General features: G+C 71.7%; 23 protein-coding genes. 7 read left to right on the forward strand and 16 right to left on the reverse strand.

Going from position 1 to position 22,142, the window contains the following annotated elements; genetic code table 11:
- Positions 1–72: 72 nt before the first annotated feature.
- From AB0N03_RS49780 to AB0N03_RS49795, 4 genes are read right to left on the reverse strand one after another with little or no spacing between them, the layout of a single operon-like run.
- On the reverse strand, positions 73–720 hold the full coding sequence (locus AB0N03_RS49780) for a DedA family protein (RefSeq protein WP_364388112.1): 648 nt from the start codon (positions 718–720) through the stop codon (positions 73–75).
- Between the two features lie 46 nt (positions 721–766).
- Positions 767–1,768: a lipoyl synthase gene (gene lipA, locus AB0N03_RS49785; protein WP_364388114.1), complete on the reverse strand. Its 1,002-nt coding sequence runs from the start codon at positions 1,766–1,768 to the stop codon at positions 767–769.
- A 25-nt stretch (positions 1,769–1,793) separates the two neighbouring features.
- Positions 1,794–2,744, reverse strand: coding sequence for an oxidoreductase (locus AB0N03_RS49790; protein WP_364388116.1), 951 nt, complete (start codon positions 2,742–2,744; stop codon positions 1,794–1,796).
- An 18-nt stretch (positions 2,745–2,762) separates the two neighbouring features.
- Complete coding sequence (locus tag AB0N03_RS49795; RefSeq protein WP_364388118.1) at positions 2,763–3,284, reverse strand: hypothetical protein; 522 nt, start codon at positions 3,282–3,284, stop codon at positions 2,763–2,765.
- Between the two features lie 131 nt (positions 3,285–3,415).
- On the opposite strand from AB0N03_RS49795, the gene AB0N03_RS49800 reads away from it, so the two are divergent.
- Together AB0N03_RS49800 and AB0N03_RS49805 are read left to right on the forward strand one after the other, a co-directional pair.
- Positions 3,416–4,027, forward strand: coding sequence for a TetR/AcrR family transcriptional regulator (locus tag AB0N03_RS49800; protein WP_155541882.1), 612 nt, complete (start codon positions 3,416–3,418; stop codon positions 4,025–4,027).
- Between the two features lie 5 nt (positions 4,028–4,032).
- Positions 4,033–4,968 (forward strand): LLM class F420-dependent oxidoreductase, encoded by a 936-nt coding sequence (locus AB0N03_RS49805; protein WP_364388120.1) that lies wholly within the window; start codon positions 4,033–4,035, stop codon positions 4,966–4,968.
- 40 nt (positions 4,969–5,008) lie between these two features.
- Here AB0N03_RS49805 and lipB read toward each other — a convergent pair whose 3' ends face one another.
- From lipB to lpdA, 5 genes are all read right to left on the reverse strand, one after another.
- Positions 5,009–5,752, reverse strand: a complete 744-nt coding sequence (gene lipB / locus AB0N03_RS49810; RefSeq protein ID WP_364388122.1) for a lipoyl(octanoyl) transferase LipB — start codon at positions 5,750–5,752, stop codon at positions 5,009–5,011.
- Positions 5,749–6,372, reverse strand: a complete 624-nt coding sequence (locus AB0N03_RS49815; RefSeq protein WP_364388124.1) for a phosphatase PAP2 family protein — start codon at positions 6,370–6,372, stop codon at positions 5,749–5,751. Before AB0N03_RS49815 ends, lipB begins: the two co-directional genes overlap by 4 nt.
- A complete protein-coding gene (locus tag AB0N03_RS49820) occupies positions 6,369–7,244 on the reverse strand; it encodes a TIGR01777 family oxidoreductase (RefSeq protein ID WP_364388126.1) in 876 nt (291 codons plus the stop codon). Before AB0N03_RS49820 ends, AB0N03_RS49815 begins: the two co-directional genes overlap by 4 nt.
- Before the next feature lie 127 nt (positions 7,245–7,371).
- Positions 7,372–9,153, reverse strand: a complete 1,782-nt coding sequence (gene sucB, locus AB0N03_RS49825) for a 2-oxoglutarate dehydrogenase, E2 component, dihydrolipoamide succinyltransferase (RefSeq protein WP_364388128.1) — start codon at positions 9,151–9,153, stop codon at positions 7,372–7,374.
- A 55-nt stretch (positions 9,154–9,208) separates the two neighbouring features.
- Positions 9,209–10,582, reverse strand: coding sequence for a dihydrolipoyl dehydrogenase (gene lpdA / locus AB0N03_RS49830; protein ID WP_364388130.1), 1,374 nt, complete (start codon positions 10,580–10,582; stop codon positions 9,209–9,211).
- Between the two features lie 182 nt (positions 10,583–10,764).
- Between lpdA and AB0N03_RS49835 the strand changes: the two genes are divergently transcribed.
- The gene (locus AB0N03_RS49835) at positions 10,765–11,109 is read left to right on the forward strand and encodes an oxidoreductase (protein ID WP_364388132.1); all 345 of its coding nucleotides are present in this window, start codon (positions 10,765–10,767) and stop codon (positions 11,107–11,109) included.
- On the opposite strand, the gene AB0N03_RS49840 is transcribed toward AB0N03_RS49835, so the two are convergent.
- From AB0N03_RS49840 to AB0N03_RS49860, 5 genes are all read right to left on the reverse strand, one after another.
- Positions 11,106–11,558, reverse strand: coding sequence for a GNAT family N-acetyltransferase (locus AB0N03_RS49840; protein ID WP_364388134.1), 453 nt, complete (start codon positions 11,556–11,558; stop codon positions 11,106–11,108). The two genes, AB0N03_RS49835 and AB0N03_RS49840, sit on opposite strands and share 4 nt — an antisense overlap.
- A 10-nt stretch (positions 11,559–11,568) precedes the next feature.
- On the reverse strand, positions 11,569–12,564 hold the full coding sequence (locus AB0N03_RS49845; RefSeq protein ID WP_364388136.1) for an SMI1/KNR4 family protein: 996 nt from the start codon (positions 12,562–12,564) through the stop codon (positions 11,569–11,571).
- A gap of 9 nt (positions 12,565–12,573) precedes the next feature.
- On the reverse strand, positions 12,574–13,548 hold the full coding sequence (locus AB0N03_RS49850; RefSeq protein ID WP_364388138.1) for a TAXI family TRAP transporter solute-binding subunit: 975 nt from the start codon (positions 13,546–13,548) through the stop codon (positions 12,574–12,576).
- Positions 13,545–15,509, reverse strand: a complete 1,965-nt coding sequence (locus tag AB0N03_RS49855; RefSeq protein WP_364388140.1) for a TRAP transporter fused permease subunit — start codon at positions 15,507–15,509, stop codon at positions 13,545–13,547. The genes AB0N03_RS49850 and AB0N03_RS49855 overlap by 4 nt, the downstream gene beginning before the upstream one ends.
- Before the next feature lie 122 nt (positions 15,510–15,631).
- Positions 15,632–17,131, reverse strand: coding sequence for a leucyl aminopeptidase (locus tag AB0N03_RS49860; RefSeq protein WP_364388142.1), 1,500 nt, complete (start codon positions 17,129–17,131; stop codon positions 15,632–15,634).
- Between the two features lie 110 nt (positions 17,132–17,241).
- Between AB0N03_RS49860 and AB0N03_RS49865 the strand changes: the two genes are divergently transcribed.
- Both AB0N03_RS49865 and AB0N03_RS49870 read left to right on the forward strand, forming a co-directional pair.
- Positions 17,242–18,090: a hypothetical protein gene (locus tag AB0N03_RS49865; protein WP_364388144.1), complete on the forward strand. Its 849-nt coding sequence runs from the start codon at positions 17,242–17,244 to the stop codon at positions 18,088–18,090.
- Positions 18,083–18,757: a DUF402 domain-containing protein gene (locus AB0N03_RS49870; protein WP_364388146.1), complete on the forward strand. Its 675-nt coding sequence runs from the start codon at positions 18,083–18,085 to the stop codon at positions 18,755–18,757. Before AB0N03_RS49865 ends, AB0N03_RS49870 begins: the two co-directional genes overlap by 8 nt.
- On the opposite strand, the gene AB0N03_RS49875 is transcribed toward AB0N03_RS49870, so the two are convergent.
- Positions 18,714–19,016 (reverse strand): hypothetical protein, encoded by a 303-nt coding sequence (locus AB0N03_RS49875; RefSeq protein ID WP_364388148.1) that lies wholly within the window; start codon positions 19,014–19,016, stop codon positions 18,714–18,716. The genes AB0N03_RS49870 and AB0N03_RS49875 overlap by 44 nt on opposite strands.
- Before the next feature lie 118 nt (positions 19,017–19,134).
- Here AB0N03_RS49875 and AB0N03_RS49880 point away from each other — a divergent pair, with 118 nt between their 5' ends.
- On the forward strand, positions 19,135–20,238 hold the full coding sequence (locus AB0N03_RS49880) for a branched-chain amino acid aminotransferase (protein WP_364388150.1): 1,104 nt from the start codon (positions 19,135–19,137) through the stop codon (positions 20,236–20,238).
- A gap of 64 nt (positions 20,239–20,302) precedes the next feature.
- On the opposite strand, the gene cobT is transcribed toward AB0N03_RS49880, so the two are convergent.
- Positions 20,303–21,379, reverse strand: a complete 1,077-nt coding sequence (gene cobT, locus AB0N03_RS49885; protein ID WP_364388171.1) for a nicotinate-nucleotide--dimethylbenzimidazole phosphoribosyltransferase — start codon at positions 21,377–21,379, stop codon at positions 20,303–20,305.
- 74 nt (positions 21,380–21,453) lie between these two features.
- Between cobT and AB0N03_RS49890 the strand changes: the two genes are divergently transcribed.
- Positions 21,454–22,137, forward strand: coding sequence for an IspD/TarI family cytidylyltransferase (locus AB0N03_RS49890; protein ID WP_364388152.1), 684 nt, complete (start codon positions 21,454–21,456; stop codon positions 22,135–22,137).
- Positions 22,138–22,142: the final 5 nt, after the last annotated feature.

Raw genomic sequence — 22,142 nt, forward strand, 5'->3', positions numbered from 1 at the left:
TTCGGTGCGTTCAACGCACCCAAGGGGCCCTTCGGTGCGTTGAACGCAACCAAGGCCACATTGGGGCGCGGGTCAGGGGACCCGCTCGGGCTCGGGTTCCGGCGTCGCGAGGGCTTTGCGCTTCTTCAGTCGCAGCAAGAAGAACACCCCTACCGCGGCGAGCACGCCCACCACGATCAACCCGCCCGTATTGAGCACGCCCTCGATCCGCTTCGCCGCTTCGCCCAGGGCCGCGCCGATGCTGATGTGCGCCAGCGACCAGCAGAACGCGCCCGCGGCGGCCGCCGGCAGGAAGCGCCGGAACGGCAGCCCGGACGTCCCCGCCGCCGCCGGGGTCAGCGTGCGGATCACCGGCAGGAACCGGGCGAAGAACACCGCCCACGCCCCGCGGCGCTCGAGGACCGAGGTCGCCTTGTCCCACGCGTCGAGGCCGTACTTGCGGATCAGCTTCGTCTCGCGCAGCCGTGGGCCGAACCGGCGGCCGATGAGGTAGCCGAGGGCGTCGCCCGCCGTCGCGCAGAGCGTGACCACCAGCCACAGCACCACGAACCGGGGGACGGTGTTCGCGGTCGTCGCGGCGATGAGCAGCCCGGACTCGCCCGGGGCCAGGAAACCCAGCCCGATCGTGCACTCGGCGAACACCAGGCCGCCGGCCGCCGCGACGAGCCCCGGTTCCGGGAGTCCTTGCAACCAGCCGAGGAGGTCCGAAACCAGAGCCATGCCACCCCACTTTACCGATCCTTTAAGGATGGTGGGGTGACGTGCGTCACCGGGCCAGCAGCGACGCGGCTTCCTGTGCGGCCGGCCCTTCGGCGGTCAGGTGGGCCAGGTTCTCCGGCAGGACTTCGCCGCGGTGGGCCTTCGTCTGGGCGTACAGGCGCCCGGCGCGGTACGACGACCGCACGAGCGGACCCGCCATCACACCCGCGAAGCCCATCGCCTCCGCAGCCTCAGAGTGCACGACGAACTCCTCCGGCTTCACCCACCGATCCACCGGATGATGCCGCGACGACGGACGCAAGTACTGCGTGATCGTCAAAATCTCGCACCCCGCGTCCACCAGATCCTGCATCGCCGGAGCCACCTCGTCGGGCGTCTCACCCATACCCAAGATCAGGTTCGACTTCGTCACCAAACCCGCTTCACGCGCCTTGGTGATGACCTCCAGCGAACGCGCGTACCGGAACCCAGGACGGATCCGCTTGAAAATCCGCGGCACCGTCTCCACGTTGTGCGCCAACACCTCCGGCCGCGACCCGAACACCTCAGCCAACTGCGCAGGATCAGCGTTGAAGTCCGGAATCAGCAACTCCACACCCGTACCCGGGTTCAAAGCATGAATCTGACGCACGGTCTCCGCATACAGCCACGCACCGCCATCCTCAAGGTCGTCACGCGCGACGCCGGTCACCGTCGAATACCGCAGACCCATCGCCTGAACCGACTCCGCAACCTTCCGCGGCTCCGTCCGATCCAGCTCAGCAGGCTTACCCGTGTCGATCTGACAGAAGTCACACCGACGCGTGCACTGATCACCACCGATGAGGAACGTGGCCTCCCGGTCTTCCCAGCATTCGTAGATGTTGGGACAACCCGCCTCTTCACACACGGTGTGCAGACCCTCGCGACGCACGAGACCCTTGAGCTCGGTGAACTCCGGCCCCATCCGCACCCGCGTCTTGATCCACGGCGGCTTCTTCTCGATCGGCGTCTCACTGTTGCGGACTTCCAGACGCAGCAGCTTCCGGCCTTCAGGCGCAGCACTCACGCCCTCAACCGTACGCCCGTCCGGGCTACGCGGGATCGGGGGTGACCTCGGTCAACTTCGCTGTGAGCTCCCACAACGCGGACCCCAGCGACTCGCTGCGCGCGGCCGCCACCGTCCGCACCGCGACCGGGTAGCCGCGCAGGTTGCCGAGGCCGCGCGGCGCGAAATAGGTGCCGCCTTCGACGCCGTCCGCCGTCGCCGCGTAGAGCTGGGGGAGGGCGCCGATGCGGGTGCCCTGGGCGAAGAGGACCTCGCCGAGGCGGTGGCCGCCGGCCAGCACCGAGCGGATCACCGGATTCGAATACGAACGCGCCATGCCGCTGCCGAGGCCGGTCGCCGTGTACCCGGGGTGGGCAGCGACGCTCAGGATCGCCGAGCCCGCCGCGCGCAGGCGCCGGTCGAGTTCGAGCGCGAACACCTGGCCCGCGAGCTTCGACTGGCCGTAGGCGGCGGGCGCGTTGTAGCGGCGGTGCTCGCCGTTCGGGTCGTCGAGGTGGATGCGCGCGCCGACGGCGGCGAGGCTCGAGAGCGTGACGACGCGGGCGTGCCGGCCGCCGCGCAGGGCGGGCACCAGCAGCCAGGTCAGCGCCGCGTGGCCGAGGTAGTTGGTGCCGAACTGCAGCTCGAAGCCGTCGGCGGTGCGGCCGCGGGCGGTGGCCATGACGCCGGCGTTGTTGACCAGCACGTCCAGCTTGTCGCCGGTCAGCTCGCGGGCCGACGCGGCAGCCGCGCGCACCGAGTCGAGCTCGCTCAGGTCCAGTGGGATGAGCTCGGGCCCGGCGCCCGCGGCGGCCGCTTTGACGAGGTCCAGTGCCTTCGCCCCGCGTTCGGCGGAGCGGCAGGCGAGGAGCACGCGGGCCCCCTTGCCCGCGAGCACCTGGGCGGTGCGCAGCCCGAGCCCCGAGTTCGCCCCGGTGACCAGCACGGTCCGGCCGGTCTGGTCGGGGATGTCGGCGTCGGTCCAGCGCTCCGTCATGCGCTTTATTTACTCCTGTTACGCGCTCGGCGCGAGCAGGCGCCGCAGGTGTCCCATGACGGGACGGCGGCGGGCGGGTTCCTCGCGGCTCGTGCGCAGCAGCGCCTCGAGCGCGTGACCCACCTTGACGATCTCTTCGCCCGGTTCGCGCGGGTCGGCCAGCCCGGCCGTGACGGCGAGCATCCGCAGCTCGCCTTCGTGCATCCGGCGCAGCGACGCGTGCCGCTCGTAACCGCCGTCCAGCACCGCGCGCAGCGTCTCGTGCTCTTCGACGGCAGAACGCCAGGCGCGGGTGACGGCGTCGACGTGGTCGCCGAGGCCGTCGGCGTCGTCCGGGTCGGTGACCTCGGCGCGCAGGCGTCCGCTCAGCGTCCTCGTCCACTGGTACTGCAGGGCCAGCAGGACGTTCTCCTCGGTGCCGAAGTGCTCTTCGGCACCGGGGACCTCGTCGAGCGGCAGCGGCGCGCCCGGGTTCCGGGCGGCCAGGCGAACCGTGGCGTCGAGGATTTCCTGACGCCGGTAGAAGTCTGTCCAGCTCATGGTGGGGCTCCCCTTCCGTGGTCCGGGTCATACCGCGGGTCTGCGGCATACTCCCGGTACGGACCTGACGAGGCGAACATACCATGAGTATGAAGAGATCCTCCGGGCGTAAGGTTGTGAAGGTGGCGACAATGAGGTCCAGACGACTCGACTACTCCGAGTCGACGCGCTCGGCGCTGGTCGACAGCGCCGTGGAGCTGTTCACGAAACGGGGCTACGCGGGCACCTCGCTCGACGAGATCGCCAAGCGCGCACGCGTCACGAAGGGTGCGCTCTACCACCACTTCAGCGGCAAGCAGGCGCTGTTCGAGGCCGCGTTCGACCAGGTCGAAAGCCTCGTCTACGACCGCCTCGACAAGATCATGACCGGCGAGGGCTCGCCCTGGGAGCGCGCCCTCGGCGGGCTCAACGCGTTCATCCGCGCCTGCCTCGACCCGGCCTACCAGCGGATCGCCATCCACGAGGCGCCGGTCGTCATGGGCTGGGAGCGCTGGCGCGAGGCCGAGGAGCGGTGCAGCTTCGGGCTGGTGCGCTCCGGCCTGCAGTCGCTGATCGACGCCGGTGAGGTCGAGCCGGTGCCGGTCGAGGTCACCGCGCGGCTGCTCTTCGGCGCGCTGTCGAGCGCCGCGACCGAGATCGCCAGCTCGCCGGACCCGAAGAAGGTCGGCGCCGAGATCGAGGACGTCATCGTCCGCATGCTGGTACGGCTGCGGCGCACGGAGCCCGACGTCTCTATAGGCTGACTTTCGTGGACTTGAGGATCTTCACCGAGCCCCAGCAAGGGGCCAGCTACGACGACCTGCTGCGCGTCGCCAAGGCGACCGAAGACGCCGGCTACGACGCCTTCTTCCGCAGCGACCACTACCTGAAGATGGGCTCGGCCGACGGCCTGCCCGGCCCGACCGACGCCTGGATCACCCTGGCCGGCCTGGCCCGGGAGACCAGCCGGATCCGGCTCGGCACGCTCGTCACCGCGGCGACGTTCCGCTACCCGGGCCCGCTGGCCATCTCGGTCGCGCAGGTCGACCAGATGTCCGGCGGCCGCGTCGAGTTCGGCCTCGGCTCCGGCTGGTACGACGCGGAGCACGAGGCGTACGGCCTGACGCTGCCGCCGCTGAAGGAGCGCTTCGACCGTTACGCCGAACAGCTCGAGATCATCACCGGGTTGTGGAAGACGCCGGCGGGCTCGACGTTCTCCTTTGCCGGTCAGTACTACACCTTGTCGGAGTCGCCGGGCCTGCCGAAGCCGGCGCAGTCCCCGGCGCCGCCGGTGATCATCGGCGGCCAGGGCAAGAAGCGCACCCCGGCGCTGGCGGCGCGGTTCGCGGACGAGTTCAACCTGCCGTTCACGGACGCCGACACGGCGGCCGCGCAGTTCGCCCGCGTCGACGCCGCTGCCGCCGAGATCGGCCGCGACCCCAAGGAAATCCTGCGTTCGGTGGCGCTGACCATCGCCGTCGGCCGTTCCGAGGAGGAGGTCTCGCGCCGGGCTTCGGGAATCGGCCGGGACGTCACCGAGCTGCGGGCGAACGGCCTGGCCGGGACGCCCGCCGAGGTCGTCGACCGGATCGGGCAGTGGCGGGAGAAGACCGGGATCACCCGGGTCTACCTGCAGCTGCTGGACCTGTCCGATGTGGACCAGATCGAGCTCGTCGCGGCCGAGGTCGCCCCGCAGCTGGACTGAACGCGAAACGGGCGCCTCTCGCGGGAGGCGCCCGTTTTCGTCAGTTCTGGAGGGCGAAGGTGACGCCTGCCGCCTGCGGGGGTTCCGGGCGCGAGAGCCAGCGGTCCTCGCTCACCGGGAGCTCGCCTTCGAGAGCCGCCAAGACGGCGTCGCGCGCCAGCGGCAGCACCGCTTCGACGCTGACGTCGCGCTGCAGCTCGTAGGACAGCGACGTCACGCCCGCGTCGCGGATGCCGCACGGCACGATCGAGTCGAACGCCGAGAGGTCCGCGTTGCAGTTGAGCTCGAAGCCGTGCATCGTCACGCCGCGCTGGACGCGGATGCCGATCGCCGCGATCTTGCGCTCGATGCCGCGCTCGTCCGCCGGGATCCAGACGCCGCTGCGGCCCTCGACGCGGCCGGTGCGCACGCCGAGCTGGTCGCACACGTGGATCAGCGCCTCCTCCAGCCGCCGCACGTAGTGCACGACGTCGATCGGGTCGCCGAGCTTCACGATCGGGTAGCCGACCAGCTGGCCCGGGCCGTGCCAGGTGATCTTGCCGCCGCGGTCGACGTCGATCACCGGTGTGCCGTCGGCCGGGCGGTCGGCGGCCTCCGTGCGCTTGCCCGCGGTGTACACCGACGGGTGCTGCAGCAGGAACATCGTGTCCGGTGCGGTGCCGTCGGCGCGGGCCGTGAGCCGGCTCCGCTGGAGCTCCCAGGCTTCGGTGTACTCGATCGTGCCGAGCTCCCGGACGTCGACGGGCTCGGTCGTGGCGCGGCAGGAGGTGCGGGAAGAACTCACCCGTCGAGGCTACGCCCGTCCCCCGGGGGAAGCAGCCGCAAGGCGCACGCTGAGAGCAGCCCGACACCGGTCACCGCGAGCACTGCTCCGATCGTGTCGGTGACCCAGTGCACGCCCAGCACGACGCGGCAGGCCGCGCACAGCACGACGGCCACGACGACCGCCACCGAAACGCGGCGGACCAGCCGGGGCCACAGCCACGCGCACAGCAGGAGCAGCACGAATCCCGTGCTCGCCACCGACACCACGTGCCCGCTCGGGTAGCTCAGGTCCGGGTAGTCGCGCGGGCGCTCCCGCAGGAAGAGCGGCTTGAACACCAGGCTCGTCAGCCGGCACAGCACCAGCACCGCGGCCAGCCGCACGCACAGCCCGAGGTGCTCGCGCCGCCGCAGCGCCAGCGCGAGCAACGCGAACCCGAGGACGTAGGGGAGCACCGGCCCGAGGAGGTCGCTCCCGGCCTGCGCCACCCGGCCGAGCGGCTCCGCGTACACGCCGTGCAGGGCGTTCGCGACCGCGGTGTCGAGGGTCAGCGGCTGCCGCGCCACGCTCAGGCCGAGCACGACGAACGCGGCGCTCAGCACGAGACCGACGACGAGCCAGCGCTGCAGCGGAACGCTCATGCCGCGGCGAGCGCGCTGTCCAGGGTCCGGTGGCGGAACTCGTAGCCCGACCGCTCCAGCGCGGCCGGGACGGCCCGCTGCCCGAACAACGCCATCTCCTCGCCGGCCTGGCCGAGCACGGTCTTGAGCGCGATCCCGGGCACCCACCACGGCGCGGGGCGGTGCAGGGCCCGCCCGACCGCCCGGGTGAACTCGGCGTTCGTCACCGGCGCCGGGCCGGTGAGGTTCACCGGGCCGGCCAGGTCGTCGTGCGTGAGAGCGTGGACGATCGCGCCGACCTCGTCTTCGAGGGCGATCCACGGCATGAACTGGCGGCCGTCGCCGAGCCTGCCGCCCAGGGCCAGCTGGAACAGCGGGCGGAGTGTCTTGTAGAGACCGCCCTTCGTGGACAGCACCAGCCCGGTCCGGATGTGCACGACGCGCGCGTCGCCCGCCCCCGACGTCGCCGCTTCCCAGGCTTCGCAGAGCTCGGCGAGGAAACCGCGGCCACGCGGCCCCGATTCGTCCACAGTGGATTCGTGGGTGTGGCCGTAGTAGCCGACGGCGGAAGCGTTGACGAGCACGCCGACGCCGTGTTCGGCGACGGCTTCGGCGAGCACCTCGGTCGGCTCGACCCGGCTGTCGGTGAGCTCCTGCTTGCGCATCGCGCTCCACCGCCCCGGGAACAGCGGCTTGCCGCCGAGGTTCACCACGGCGTCCACGCCTTCGAAGGCCCCGTTCGCGACGGTGCCGGACGGCGGGTCCCAGCGGAACTCGCCGCCTTCGCGCGCCTCGCGCCGCACCAGCCGGCGGACCTCGTGGCCTTCGCGCCGCAGGCGGTCGCCCAGCGCCGACCCGATCAAGCCGCTCGCTCCGGCGATCAGTACTCGCATGCCTCGATCGTCGCCTATCCGGTGGCCGCCCGCACTCCCGGACGCACACACGAGACCCGGAAAGCCGTGAAGGCCTCCTTACCGGCACTAAGAGCCGGTAAGGAGGCCTTCACGGACTACGGAAACCTCAGAGGCCGAGCTCGTCCTCGAAGCTGCCCTCTTCCAGTCGCTGCTTGATCGTCGTCACGAAGCGGCCCGCGTCGGCCCCGTCCACCAGGCGGTGGTCGTAGGTCAGCGGCAGGAACACCATCGAGCGGACGGCGATCGTGTCGTTGCCGTCGGCGTCGGCGACGACCACCGGGCGCTTGACGACCGCGCCCGTGCCGAGCATGCCCGACTGCGGCTGCACGATGATCGGCGTGTCGAACAGCGCGCCGTTCGAGCCGATGTTCGTGATCGTGAACGTGCCGCCGGACAGCTCGTCGGGCTTGATCTGGTTGGCTCGCGCGCGGCCCGCCAGGTCGGCGATCCGGTGCGCGAGACCGGCCAGGCTCAGCTCGCCCGCGTCGTGGATCACGACCGAGAGCAGCCCGCGCTCGGTGTCCACCGCGATGCCCAGGTGCACGGCGCCGTGGTAGGTGATCTCCTTCGTGTCCTCGTTGTAGGACGCGTTGACGTTCGGGTGCTGCTTGAGCGCCTCGACCGTGGCCTTCGCGAAGAACGGCAGGAACGTCAGGTTGACGCCCTCGCGCTCCTTGAAGGCCGCCTTCGCGCGCTGGCGCAGCTTGGCGATCTTCGTGACGTCGACCTCGTGGACCTGCGTGAGCTGCGCGGACTCCTGCAGCGACTCGCGGGTCTTGGTGGCCGTGATCTGGCGGATCCGGCTGGCCTTCTGCACCGTGCCGCGCAGAGCCTGGATCTCCGCGGAGACCGGGGCGGCCGGGCGCGGGGCCGACGGGGCGGAAGCCGCGGGAGCCGACGGCGCCGCCGCGGGGGCCGGGGCCTGCTGCTGCTTCTGCTTCTCCTCGGCCGCGGCCAGGACGTCCTGCTTGCGGATCCGGCCGCCGACGCCGCTGCCGGACAGCGACGTGAGGTCGATGCCGTGCTCCGACGCGAGCTTGCGGACCAGCGGCGTGACGTACGGGCCGTCCGCCGAGCCGTCCTTCGCCCCGGCGGCCGGGGCCGGCTCGGCCGCCTTCGCCGCGGGGGCGGCCTGCGGCTCGGGCTTCGGCTCCGGCTTGGACTCCTGGACCGGCTCCGGCTTGGGCTCGGGCTTCGGCTCCGGCTTGGGTTCCGGCTTCGGCTCGGGCTTGGATTCCGGCTCGGACTCGGCCTTCGGCGCGGCACCGGCGTCGCCGATCACGGCCAGGACGCCGCCGACCTCGACGGTCTCGTCCTCGCCCGCGCGGATCTCCAGCACCGTGCCGGCGACCGGCGACGGCACCTCGGTGTCGACCTTGTCGGTCGAGATCTCGAGCAGCGGCTCGTCGACCTCGACCGCATCGCCGACCTGCTTCAGCCAGCGCGTGACGGTGCCCTCGGTGACGCTCTCGCCCAGCTCGGGCAGCTTCACCTCGGTGCCTTCGCCGCCGGGGGCCGGCGCGGTGTCCGGCTTGCTCGGCGCGCTGTCCTGAGCCTGCGGCTCCGGTTGGGACTCCGGCTCGGGCTCGGGCTCCGGCTCGGACTTCTGCTCTTCCTGCGCCGGGGCGGAAGACTCGGGCGCGCCACCGGAACCGTCGTCGATCACGGCGAGCTCGGCGCCGACCTCGACGGTCTCGTCCTCGGCGGCGCTGATCTTCACGACCGTGCCGGCGACCGGGGAGGGCACCTCGGTGTCGACCTTGTCGGTCGAGATCTCGAGCAACGGCTCGTCGACCTCGACGGTGTCACCCTCCTGCTTGAGCCACCGGGTGACGGTGCCTTCGGTGACGCTCTCCCCGAGCTCCGGCAATGTGACGGAGTAGGCCATCGTTCGCTGACTCCTCTTCCAAGTTCTGCGTGGTCTGGATTCTGCTGGTGGGACGTCAGCTGTGCACGTGCAGCGGCTTCCCCGCGAGGGCGAGGAACGCTTCACCGAGGGCCTCGGTCTGGGTGGGGTGCGCGTGGATGAGCGGCGCGACGTCTTCGGGGAAAGCTTCCCAGCTGTAGATCAGCTGCGCTTCGCCGATCAGCTCGCCGACGCGGTCGCCGACCATGTGGACCCCGACGACCGGGCCGTCCGGGGCCTTGACCAGCTTGACCCCGCCGGAGGTCTTGAGGATCTGGCTCTTGCCGTTGCCGCCGAGGTCGTAGGTGAACGTCGTGACGTTGGAGCCGTACTTGTCCTTGGCCTGCGACTCGGTCAGCCCGACCGACGCGACCTCCGGGTGGGAGTAGGTGACCCGCGGGATGCCGCTCTCGTCGATCACGCGCGGGCTCTGCCCGGCGATCTCCTCGGCGACGAAGATGCCCTGCTGGAAGCCGCGGTGCGCGAGCTGCAGGCCGGGGACGATGTCGCCGACGGCGTAGACGTTCGGCAGGTTGGTGCGCAGCCGCTCGTCGGTGAGGACGAAGCCGCGCTCGATCTTGACGCCGGCCTCCTCGTAGCCGTGGCCCGCCGAGTTCGGCCCGCGGCCGACGGCGACCAGCAGCAGGTCGGCTTCGATCGTCTCGCCGGACTCCAGCGAGACGCTCACGCCGTTGTCGTCCTGCTTCGCGCCGGTGAACCGCACGCCGGTCTTGAAGACGATCTTGCGGCGGCGGAAAGCGCGCTCGAGCTGCTTGGACGCGAACTCGTCCTCGTTCGGGACGAGCCGCGGCAGCGCTTCCACGATGGTGACGTCGACGCCGAAGGAGGCCCAGACACTGGCGAACTCGACGCCGATGACACCGCCACCGAGGACGACGACCTTCTTGGGGACGTAGTCGAGGGCGAGGGCCTGCTCGCTGGCGATGACGCGGCCGCCGAGCTCCAGGCCGGGCAGCGTGCGCGAGTACGAACCGGTGGCGAGGATGACGTTCTTGCCGGTGTGGCGGGTGCCGTCCACCTCGACGGTCGTGCCGCCGACGAACGTGCCGCTGCCCTCGACGAGGTTCACCTTGTGCGCCTTGGCCAGGCCCTGCAGGCCCTTGTACAGCCGGGAGACGATCCCGTCCTTGTACTTGTTGACCCCGGCGATGTCGATGCCTTCGAAGACGGCCTTGACGCCGACCGATTCGGCGTCACGGGTTTCGTCGGCGACCTCGGCGGCGTGGAGCAGGGCTTTGGTCGGGATGCAGCCCCGGTGGAGGCAGGTCCCGCCCAGCTTGTCCTTCTCGATCAGGGTGACGGAAAGGCCCAGCTCGGCCGCGCGGAACGCCGCGGCGTAGCCGCCCGATCCGCCTCCCAGGATCACGAGGTCGGCGGAGGTGTCGGTCACTTGAATAGCTCCTCGGCAAGCAGTGGGGTGGTGCTCTGTCGTCGCCTGTGCCCGGTATAACCGCGCGCGCGACACTCGCCATCTTGTCACTACGCCGGGCGGGGCTGCGAGCTAGCCGGGTGTGCGACACCGACCACACGCGGACATCGGGATAATGAGCAGGGAATGTCTCGGGAGGGAAGGTGGTCGCGGTGGGGTTGTTCGACTCGCTGCGCAGGCGCGCCAAGGGCAGGCAGAAGGCCGGCACGCTGCGGAAAGCCAGCTCCGGGGACACCCGGCACCTGGAGGAATGGGCGGCCTCGCGCCGGGGTGTCGAGGCCTTCGTCGAGCCGAAGACGAACGTCACCGAGACCACTGTGGTGTTGATCGCCCACGACGGCGAATGGACCCGCCGGCGGATCGGCAGCCTGGAGGCGGCCCAGCAGTTCGGCCACCGCCGGTCGATCCCGGTCTACGAGGTCGCGCGGGTCGGCTACCCCAAGCGCATGCGCGAATACACCGAGCGCAAGAAGCGCGGCCAGGTCTAGAGCTCGATCCGGCCGACGACCTCGCCGTTGAAGGTCTGCCCGGTGGGGCGGAACCCCACCTTGAGGTAGAAGTCCTCCGGGCCGCCCTCGGCCGGGATCCACAGCACCGTCGCGGCTTTCTCGCCGCGCCGGCGGGCCTCGTCGAGGACGGTTTCGACCGCGAACCGGCCGAGGCCGCGGCCCTGGACGCAGGCGCCGACGTTGAGCCGCCAGATCCCGCAGCGGAAGAAGTCGAGCTCGGCGTCCGGGTCGAACCCGCCCATGACGAACGCGACCGGTTCCCCGTCGTCGAGGATCAGCCTCGGCCAGGCGATCTCGGGCTGCGTGTAGGCCTCGGCGAGCGAGACGGCGACCGGCGCGACGAAGTCCTTCTGGTGCGGCTGGACCGCGAGCTGGCACGCGGCGGCGACGTTGTCCGGGGTGATCTTCTCCACGGTGAGGGTGGTCACCCGGACCAAGCTAGCCTGCCTGGGCGAGCAGGGTGGCGTGCTTGCGCAGCGCCGCGCGGAACGACGGGTGGACGGTCGTGCCGAGCACCGGGTCGACCTCCACCACGTGGGACGCCGAGAGCAGCAGCACCGCCGGTTCGGCCAGGATCACCACGCCGTTCTCGGCGCGCAGGCCGGCCGTGCCGAGCAGGCGCGGGAAGACGACGTCCGCGGGCAGGCCGTCGCAGGTGCGCAGGAAGTCCCGGAGGTCGGTGGGCAGCTCGACGCCCAGCCGGAGTTCGGCCGAGCGGATCGCCGCTTCCGACGCCGGGGGAGGGAGCGGGCTTCGGCCGCGCAGGAGCGGTCCCGCTCCGCCGCGACCACGCAGGCGCATGATCTCCGCGATCAGCTCGGGCCAGGTGCCGAGGTCCGCCGGGTGCCGCTCGTGCAGGGCCGCGACCAGCGCACCCGCGCAGGCCGGCGCCCAGTCGCGCAGGCCCAGCGGGTCCGCGCCCGCCACCAGCGCGGGGGCCAGGGCGCGGGTCCCGGCGAGCGTCGCGACGTCCGGTCGCTGCCCGGCCAGCGAGGCCCATCGCGCGAGGTCGCCGTCCGCGAGAGCCGTGCGGACGCGGTCCGGGCGCGACGGTGCGAGGTGCTTGACCACCTCGGCGACGGCTCCCGGTGGGAGAACGCCGTCCAGGTCGGAGACCGGCTTCCGCAGGAAAGCCGTGTGCGCGCGCTCTTCGGCGTCGAGGTCGAGCGGCGCCAAGCCCTTCGCCCACGGGGGACGGCCGCCGCGGGCTTCGAAGAGCATCGCCCACGCGCGGGCCCGGACCGGGGCCGCGGAAAGGGCGGCCACCGGGCGTTCCGTGCGGGCCAGCCACTGCTCGACGAGCCGGTCGGCCTCGTCGAGGGCGCCGGTGACGGCGAGCAGCAGGGCGGCGTACCCGATCTGGTCGTCGAGGCCCGGGTCGGTGGCGGTCAGGACGTCGCGGACCGCTGTCTCGAGGTACTCGCCGGCGTCCACGCCCGAACCCTAGCCGAGCGCTTGTTTCGCCCCCGGGTGCAGCGGGACCGGGTCGGTCTGCGGGGCCAGCTGCTTGGTGATCTCCTTCGCTGCCGGGTGGATCTTCGCCAGCTCCGCCTGCTTGTCGAAGAGCAGCTTGGTGATCGCGCACGCGTTGTTCGCCGGGAAGTCCTCGCGCACGAGCAGCAGGTTGGGCACCACGACCGTCGGCACGTCGGAGGGCTGGGCGTACGTCGCCGCCGGGATGACGGCCTGGTCGTAGACGTCGTTGACCTGCTTGAGCTTCGGCAGCAACGGCGTGATGTCGAGGAACTTCACCTTGTCCTTCAACGCCGTCGTGATGTCGGTGATCTGTGCGGTCGGCAGCCCGCCGGACCAGACGAGGCCGTCGAGCGTGCCCGACTTCATGCCGTCGGCGGTCTTGGCCAGGTCGAGCCGCTGCGCCTGGACGTCGGTGTCCGGCTTGAGGCCCGCGGCCTGCAGGAGGCGGTTCGCGATCACCTCGGTGCCGGACTTCGGCGAGCCCGTCGAGATCCGCTTGCCCTTCATGTCCGCGACGCTGTTGATGCCCGAGTCCGTGCGCACCAGCACCTGCGTCGAGTTCGGGTAGATCCGGGACAGCGCCTGGATCTTCTGCGGCTTGCCGTCGAAGGAGCCCTTGCCGCGCACCGCGTCCGCCGCGGTGTCCGCCAGCGAGAACGCGACGTCGTAGTTGCCGGCCACCAGCTGCTGGATGTTCTGCACCGACGCGCCGGTCTCCGCGGCCGTCGCGCGCAGCTTGGTGCTGTTGCTGATCAGCTGGGCCAGCCCGCCGCCCAGCACGTAATAGACGCCGCCGCTGTTGCCGGTGGCGATGGTGATCCGGCCTTCGCCGGCTTCGCAGGACTGTGTTCCGCTGGCGGCGGGTGAGTCGGTCTGTTGTTTCCCGCCGCAGCCCGTGACGGCCAGAGCGAGTACCGCGGCAGCGGCCAGTGCGCGTTTCATGCTGTCCTCCTCTTGATCACGGCGTGGGCGAGCACGGCGACGACACCGAACGCGGCGCCGACCGCGATCGGCACCGGCTCCAGGTAGAGCAGGCACAGGGCGGCGGGGACGAACAGCAGCCGCACGGGCAGGCTGACCGGCCCGAACAGCCAGCCGCCGGTCACCACCGCGAGCGCGGCGACGGCCACCGCGGACACCGCCGCCACCCACAGCACGGTGAGCACATCGGACTGCAGCAGCAGCGCGGCGCCGTGGTCGGTGAGCACGAAGGCGATCGGCACCAGGAACGCGGGAAGCGTGTACTTCCAGCACTGCCACATGGTGCCGAGCACCGACCCGCCGGTGATGGCCGCCGACGCGACCGCGGCGAGCGCGGTCGGTGGCGTGACCTCGGAAAGCACGGCGTAGTAGAAAATGAACATCGCGCGCTCGGCGTCGGCGACCCCCAGCGTCTCCAGCGCCGGGCCGATCACCACCCACGCGATGATGAAGCTCGCGGTGACCGGCACCGCGAGCCCGAGCACGCCGACGGCGATCGCCGAGAGCAGCACGGTCAGGATCAGGATCACCGTGCCGTTGTCGGTGAGGGCGCCGGCCAGCTCCACCAGCGCGTCGGCGAGTTCGAGCCCGAGCCCGGTCTTGGTGATGGTCGAGGTGATCACGCCGGCCGCCGCGCACACCGCGATCACCGGCAGCGCCCCGCGCACGCCCGCCGAGAGGGCGTCGACCATGTCCTTCGCCCAGCCCTTGACGTCACGGCGGCGGGCGATGAACGCGAAGAGCGCGGCGACGCCGGTGGCGTAGACGACCGCGGCGAACGGCGGGATGTCCAGGGCCAGGAACACGACGATGATGGCCAGCGACAGGAAGTGGTAGCCGCCTTGGCGCAGGAGCTGCCACGGGTTGCCGTGCGGGACGTCGACCGGTTCGGCCTCGAAGCGCCGCGCGTCGGCCTCCATCGCGAAGACGATGCCGAGGTAGTAGAGCAGCGTCGGGACGGTCGCCCAGATCAGCACGGTCAAGTACGACGTCTGCAGGTACTCGGCGATGATGAACGCCGCGGCGCCCAGCGTCGGCGGCGAGAGAATGGCGCCGATGCCGGACGCGGCGAGCAGCCCGCCCGCGTTTTCCCTGGGGTACCCGGCTTTCTTGAGGATCGGCCAGGTGATCGAGCCGAGGCTGACCGCCGTCGCCGTGCCCGAACCCGAGACCGTGCCGAGCAGGAAGCCCGACAGGACGGTGGTCCGGCCCGGCGCCGTCCGGGACCGCCGGAAGGCGGCGAACGAGATGTCCACGAAGAACCGGCCGGCGCCGGAGGCGTTGAGCACGGCGCCGTAGAGGGTGAACAGCACGATGTAGCTGGCCGCGACGTCGAGCGGGGTGCCGTAGAAGCCGCTCGCGTCGTTGTAGAGCGCGTTGACGATCTGGCTGAAGTCGATCCCGGCGTGGGCGATGCCCCAGTTCTGCGGGAGGAAGCCGCCGTAGTAGGCGTAGGCGAGGAACAGCAGGCAGACGATCGGCAGCACCAGCCCGGTCGTGCGCCGGGTGGCTTCGAGGATCAGCACCAGCAGCAGCGCGCCGGCGACGATGTCCAGCGGGGACAGGATGCCCTGGCGGTTCAGGAAGTCGTCGTAGCCGATGAGGACGGGGTAGAGGCCGACGGCCAGGGCGACCGCGGCGAGCGCCCAGTCCGTCCAGCCGGGGTCGTCACGGCCGTGCAGCCGCGGGCGGTAGCAGAGGAAGACCAGCGGGAGCGTCACGCCGAGGAAGAGCACCAGGTAGAACTGGTTGCCCTTGGCGAACGGGAAGAACACCTGCTTGAGCACGAGGACCGCGACGGCGAGGGCGACGAAGTAGACGACGCGGTCGGGAACGCGGGAGAGGGCGCGCGCCGGCCGTTCTTCGTCGTGCTCGGCGGCGATCGCGGCGGGGGAGTCGCGTTCCACCGGCTCGGTCGTCACCCGGCCACGGTACGGTGTCGCGGATCACACCGAAAGCGGCAATTCGATCACCGGCCCCGAGCGCCCCAAGGTGGCCTTCGGTGCGTGAGACGCACCGAAGGCCACATTGGGGCGCTTGAGACTCAGCCGTTGGCGGCGATGTCCGCCAGCACCGCGGCGATCGTCCGCACCGGGACACCCGTGCCGCCCTTGCCGGTGTAGCCCCACGGCGCACCGGTGTTGAACGACGGGCCCGCGATGTCGATGTGGACCCAGTCGAGGCCGTCGGCGACGAACTCGCGCAGGAAGATCCCGGCCGCGAGCATGCCGCCCCAGCGGTGGCCCGTCACGTTGGCCAGGTCGGCCAGCCGCGAGTCGAGGTCGGCGCGCAGCTCCTCCGGCAGCGGCATCGCCCAGCCGTTCTCGCCGGTGGCCCGCATGACGCCGGCGACGCGGTCGCGGAAGTCGTCCGAGCCCATCACGCCGGCGGTGCGGTTGCCGAGCGCGACGACCTGGGCGCCGGTCAGCGTCGAGGTCTCGATCAGGTAGTCCGGGTTCTCCTCGGCCGCGCGCACCATCGCGTCGACCAGCACGAGCCGGCCTTCGGCGTCGGTGTTGAGGACCTCGACGGTCTTGCCGCCGTACATGGTCAGCACGTCACCCGGGCGGTACGACGTCCCCGACGGCAGGTTCTCCGCCAGCGGGATGTGCGCGACGACTTCCAGCGGGTACTTCAGCTTCGCCGCCAGCACGACCGAAGCGAGCACGCCGGCCGCACCGGACATGTCCGAGGTCATGTGGTCCATGTTCGCGGCGGGCTTGAGCGAGATGCCGCCCGAGTCGAACGTGATGCCCTTGCCGACCAGCGCGACCTTCTTGGCGGCCTTGGCCGGCTTGTAGGCCAGGCGCAGCAGCCGCGGCTGGCGCGCGGAGCCGCCGCCGACGCCGAGGATGCCGCCGAAGCCCTTGCGCTTGAGGGCCTTCTCGTCGAGGACCTCGAACTCGAGGCCGTTGTCCTCGGCCAGCTTCCGCGCGCGGTCGGCGAAGGAGGCCGGGTAGAGGTCGTTCGGCGGGGTGTTGATCAGGTCGCGGGCGGTGAGGACGGCCTCGGCGATGCTGGTCGCCGCCTTCAGCGTCGCCTTGTGCTCGCGGGCGGTGCCGGTTTGCGGGGTCGCGAAGTCGACCTTCGCGACCGGCGCGTCACCCTTTTCGGAGCGGTAGGCGGTGAAGACGTAGGAGCCGAGGATGGTGCCCTCGACGGCGGCCTGCAGGTCGAGCTCCGACAGCGTCACGAACGCGCGGTCGGTGCCGGCCAGCGCGCGACCGGCGGCCCCGGCGGCGCGGCGGACCTGCTCGGGGGTGACGGCGTCGCCCTCCTTGCCCAGGCCGACGGCGAGCACGACACCCGCCGCGAGCTTCCCCAGCGTCGGGATCTTGACGACCTCTTCGGCCTTGCCGCTGGCGCCGAGGGTGGCGAGCAGCCCGGCCAGCCGGCCGTCGAAGGCGGCGTCCACGGCGGCGGCGCCCGCGGCGAGCAGCGGGCCGTCCTCGCCGGCCAGGGTGCCGATGACGATCACGTCGGCGCGCGTCTTGGCCAGTGCCTCCCCGGTGTTGTCGGACAGGGCGAGCTTAGGCACGGTCACTTCTGGCTCCTCGCGCGTTCACGGTGGTACCGGGCGCCGGCCCGGTCGGGATCGTGAGCCATGCTAATGACGACCGGACCACGGGTGAACAGAGGGAGAGGGAGGGCCGCGTGCGGCTGGGCGGTGGGCTGCTGGTGGCACTGGCGGCCGGAGCGGCGGGCGCGGGCTGGTGGCTGCTCGCCGGAGTGGTGCTGGCGGCGATCGCGGCGGGCGTGACGGCCCGGGTGCCGGAACCGGGGGACGCCCTGGTCGGCCGGGTCGTGGTGGCCGTGGCGCGCTTGGCCGAGGTGACGGTCTACGCGATCGCGTTCGGCACCTACGTCTTCCCCACGCACCGGGAACTGGCGGCCGCGGGGTTCGCCGTGGTGGTGACCGGCGCCGGGTTCGCCGGGCTGAAGATCCCGACGATCGTCGTACGGATCGCCGGTGGGCTGCTGCTCGCCGCGGGGCTCGTCCTGGTCGTGGTGTGCGTGGCCGTGCCGCCCGTGTCGACGGCCGGGGGCGGGCTCGAAACCCCGGACTTCGCGGGCGTGCTCGTCGCCGCGGTGGTCTTCCTGCCGTTCCTGCGCCCGGGTGGACGCGAGGGCGCGGGCCGTCGCGTGCTGCTCCTCGGCGCGGTCGCCGTCCTGGCCGCCTTCGCCGCGCTGTACCAGCTGGGCTCCGTCCGGCTCGGGCTGTCCCTGACGTCGCTGCGCGACCTGCTTTCCGCCGCCGACGCGGACTCGCTGCAGCCGCTGCTCACCGTCGTCGCCGTGGTCGCGACCGTGGTGCCGGCGCCGGCCGCGGGCGCCGAGGTCCGGGAGCGGGCCGGGGTGCCGGGGCTCGCGGGGATCGCCGTCGCCGCGGTGGCCGCGTACTTCCTGCCGGCGCTGCCCGTGCTCGTCGTCGCCGGGCTGGTGACCGTGATCGAGCTGCTACTGGGCGTGCGCGCGCGCCGGTACAGTGAGTCGCGTGAGTGATCGACGCTGGCGGCCGGGGGAGACCGTGGTCGAGCGGTTCCACCGCCCCGACGGCTCGATCGGCCAGGTCCACCCGCTGCGCGTGCTCGCCGACGACGGCCGCGTCCTGCTCGCCTGGCTGCCGGCCGGCACCCCGATCGTCGGCAGCCGGCTGATCGACGGCCGGCACATGGCGGACGCGCCGCTGGCGCAGCGGTTCCGCATCCCGCGCGTGCCGGTGCCGGACTTCTGGCACCGCACGTCCACGCTGCGGCGCATCGCCGACGACGAGTGGTCGTCGGTGTGGTGGTTCTTCGACGCCGCCGGCCGCTTCACGAACTGGTACGTCAACCTCGAGGTCCCGCTCGGCCGGAGCCCGGCCGGGGTGGACCGCATCGACGGCGTGCTCGACGTCGTCGTCGACCGGGACGGCACCTGGCGCTGGGACGACGAGGACGAGGCCGAGGTCGCGATCGACGCCGGCCGCCTGACGCACGAGCAGCTGGACCGGCTGCGCGCGGAGGGCGAGCGGATCGGCGCGCTGGCCGAGCGCGGCGCCTACCCGTTCGACGGGACGGACACCGACTTCCGCCCGGACCCGGGCTGGCCGGCGCCCGAACTGCCCCCGGGACTGCTCGAGGAGCTCAGCCCGCGGTCAGGAGAAGGATCAGCGCCAGCACCGCGTTGACGACGGCGAGGATGACGACCGACTTCGTCGGGATCACCTTCGGGAACACCGTCTTGCCGTGGATGCTCCGCCACCACACGACGGCGAACACCCCGCCGACCAGGCCGAGGAAGCCGCCGAAGCCGCTGCTGAGCACGGCCCAGCCGACCATGCCGAGCAGGCCGACGCCGAAGGTCAGCAGCACCGCGGTGACGAACGTCTTGACGTCGGTCCCGCCGGTCTTGGGCCGGGGCACCGGCTCCGTGGAGTGGTAGGTCACGACGTCATCCTAGAGTCATCCCGGCGTGAACGCGGGGAGGCCGCGGAGACGCCGTGATGGCGCCGGAACAGTGGGACATCCGACTAACGCGCCTCCGACCAAACGGTATCGTGTAGCCATGACCACCTCGACGCAGTTCGCCCATGTCCCGCACCCGAGTCCTGCGAGCGCGGACCGTGTCGCGGAGGTACTCGAGAAGCCCGGATTCGGGTTGTACTTCACCGACCACATGGTGACCGTCAAGTGGTCGAAGAGCGAAGGCTGGCACGACGCCCAGGTCGGCCCCTACGCCCCGTTCACCCTCGACCCGGCGACGTCGGTGCTGCACTACGGCCAGGCCATCTTCGAGGGTCTCAAGGCCTACCGCCAGCCGGACGGCTCGATCGCGTCGTTCCGCCCGGACGCCAACGCGGCGCGGTTCCGGCAGTCGGCCGAGCGGCTCGCCATGCCGCAGCTGCCCGAAGAGGTCTTCGTCGAGTCGCTGCGGGAGCTCATCGCCGTCGACGGCCGGTGGGTGCCCACCCGGCCGGGTGATTCGCTCTACCTGCGGCCGTTCATGATCTCGACGTCCACCGGGCTCGGCGTCAACAGCCCGGCCGCCGACTACGTGTACACGGTCATCGCGTCCCCGGCCGGCTCGTACTTCTCCGGCGGCGTGAAGCCGGTGAGCGTCTGGCTGTCGACGGAGTACGTGCGCGCGGCGCCCGGCGGCACCGGTGCGGCGAAGTGCGCCGGCAACTACGCGGCGTCGTTCGTCGCGCAGGCGCAGGCCGTCGAGAAGGGCTGCGACCAGGTCGTCTGGCTCGACGCGGTGGAGCGGCGCTGGGTCGAGGAGATGGGCGGGATGAACCTGTTCTTCGTCTTCGGCACCGGCGAGAACGCGCGGGTCGTGACGCCGGAGCTGTCCGGTTCGCTGCTGCCGGGCGTCACCCGCAAGTCGCTGCTGCAGCTCGCTTCGCGGCTCGGCTACAAGATCGAGGAGCGGCGCATCTCCACCGACGAGTGGGAGAAGGCGTCGGCCTCGGGCGAGCTGACCGAGACGTTCGCCTGCGGCACGGCGGCGGTGATCACCCCGGTCGGGCACGTCAAGCACGCGGGCGGCGAGTTCACGATCGCCGACGGGCAGCCCGGTTCGCTGACGATGAAGCTGCGCGAAGAGCTCACTGGCATCCAGGAGGGCACCCGCCCGGACGCGGACCACTGGATGGTCCCGCTCGGCTGAAGTACGTGAAGGCCACCTTCAGGAACTTGAAGTTCCTGAAGGTGGCCTTCACGGCTTTTCGGGGTCAGGTGGCGGTGGCCGGGATGACCGGGCCGGAGACGCCGGCCTGCTCGTGCGTCGCGGTTTCGGCGAGGACGCGGGCGGCCATCATCAGCAGCGGCAACGCCGTCACGGCGCCGGTGCCTTCGCCGAGACGGACGTCCAGCTCCAGCAGCGGGCCGAGGTCGAGGTGCTTCAGCGCGAGCGAGTGGGCGGGTTCGGCGGTCCGCTGCCCGGCCACCCACCAGCGTCGCGCACCTGGCGCGAGGTCCTCGGCGACGAGCGCCGCGGCGCACGCGACGAGCCCGTCCAGCACCACCGGCGTCCGGCGGACGGCGGCCTGGGCCAGGAACCCGGCCATCGCGGCGATGTCCGCGCCCGCCGTGGTGCGCAGCAAGGCGACCGGGTCGGCCAGGACCGCGCGGGCCCGGCGCAGCGCGTCGCGCACCGCCGTCGCCTTGCGCATCCACGCGTCGTCGTCGATGCCGGAGCCGCGGCCGACCACCGCGACCGGCTCGGTGCCGGTCAGCGCCGCCACCAGGACCGACGCCGGCGTGCTGTTGCCGATCCCGAGGTCGCCCGGGATGAGCAGGTCCGCGCCGCCGTCGACCTCCGCGTCGGCGATCGCGACCCCGGCGCGGATCGCTTGTTTCACCTCGGCGTCGGTGAGGGCGTCTTCGACGTCGATGGACCCGGAGCCGCGGCGGACCTTGTGCTCGCCGATCGAGCGGGTCGCGGGCGCCTCGGTGTCCACGGCCATGTCGACCACGCGGACGCTCGCGCCCGCGGCGGCGGCCAGGACGTTGATCGCGGCGCCGCCGGTCAGCATCGTGCCCAGCAGCTGCGAGGTGACCTCGGCGGGATAGGCCGAGACGCCCTTCGCGGCGATGCCGTGGTCACCGGCGAACACGATGACGCGCGGCCGGGTGAACGGCCGCGGCGGCGACTGGCCCTGGCAGGCCGCGATCCAGACGCCCAGCTCCTCGAGCCTGCCGAGCGACCCGGCGGGCTTGACCAGCTTGTCGTGCAGGGCGATCGCGGCGGACCGGGCGTGGTCGTCGGGCGGGGTGATTTCGGGGAACTCGCTGTTTTCCGGCTCCACACCAGGCCCTTTCTCGTCCACGGCAACGCTGTGGCCAACCTACCGGTGAGCCGGCCCCGGTAGTCTCGCGGCTCGTGGAGACGACGGCGGCCGCGGTGGTGCTGGCCAGCGGCGCGGGCACCCGCGTCGGCGCGAAGCTGAACAAGGTCTACCTGCCCCTGGCCGGCCGGCGGGTGGTCGCCTGGTCGCTGGACGCCTTCAAGCGCGTCCCGGGCATCGGCGTGCTCGTGCTGGTCATCCGGCCGCAGGACCGCGAACTCGCCGAAGAGGTCGTCGACGGGGACGTCGAGATCGTGCACGGCGGGGACACGCGCCAGGCGTCCGAGCTCAACGCGCTGCACCACCTCGCCCCGCGCATAAGGGGCGGCCGGGTCGACGCCGTGCTGCTGCACGACGCGGCCCGGCCGCTGGTCCACCCCGAACTGGTCGGTGCGGTGTTGGCCCGGACACGCGAGGACGGGGGGGCTGTGCCGGGCCTGGCCGCGGACGACGTCGTCGAGGTGGATGCCGGGCACCTGGTCGCCCAGGTGCCCGGCGCGATCCGCGTCCAGACGCCTCAGGGCTTCCGGGCCGGACCGCTGCTCGAGGCCTACGAACAGGCCGAGCGTGAAGGCTTTCTCGGGACGGACACTTCGTCCTGCATGGAGCGGTTCTCCTCCCTGCCGATCCGCTGGGTCCCGGGGGCTCCCGAGAACCTCAAGATCACTTATCCGCACGACCTCGTGGTCGCCGAGCGGCTGCTGGCGCGCCGAGCCTGAAATCG

Source organism: Amycolatopsis sp. NPDC051061 (assembly GCF_040682935.1).
GTDB lineage: Bacteria > Actinomycetota > Actinomycetes > Mycobacteriales > Pseudonocardiaceae > Amycolatopsis.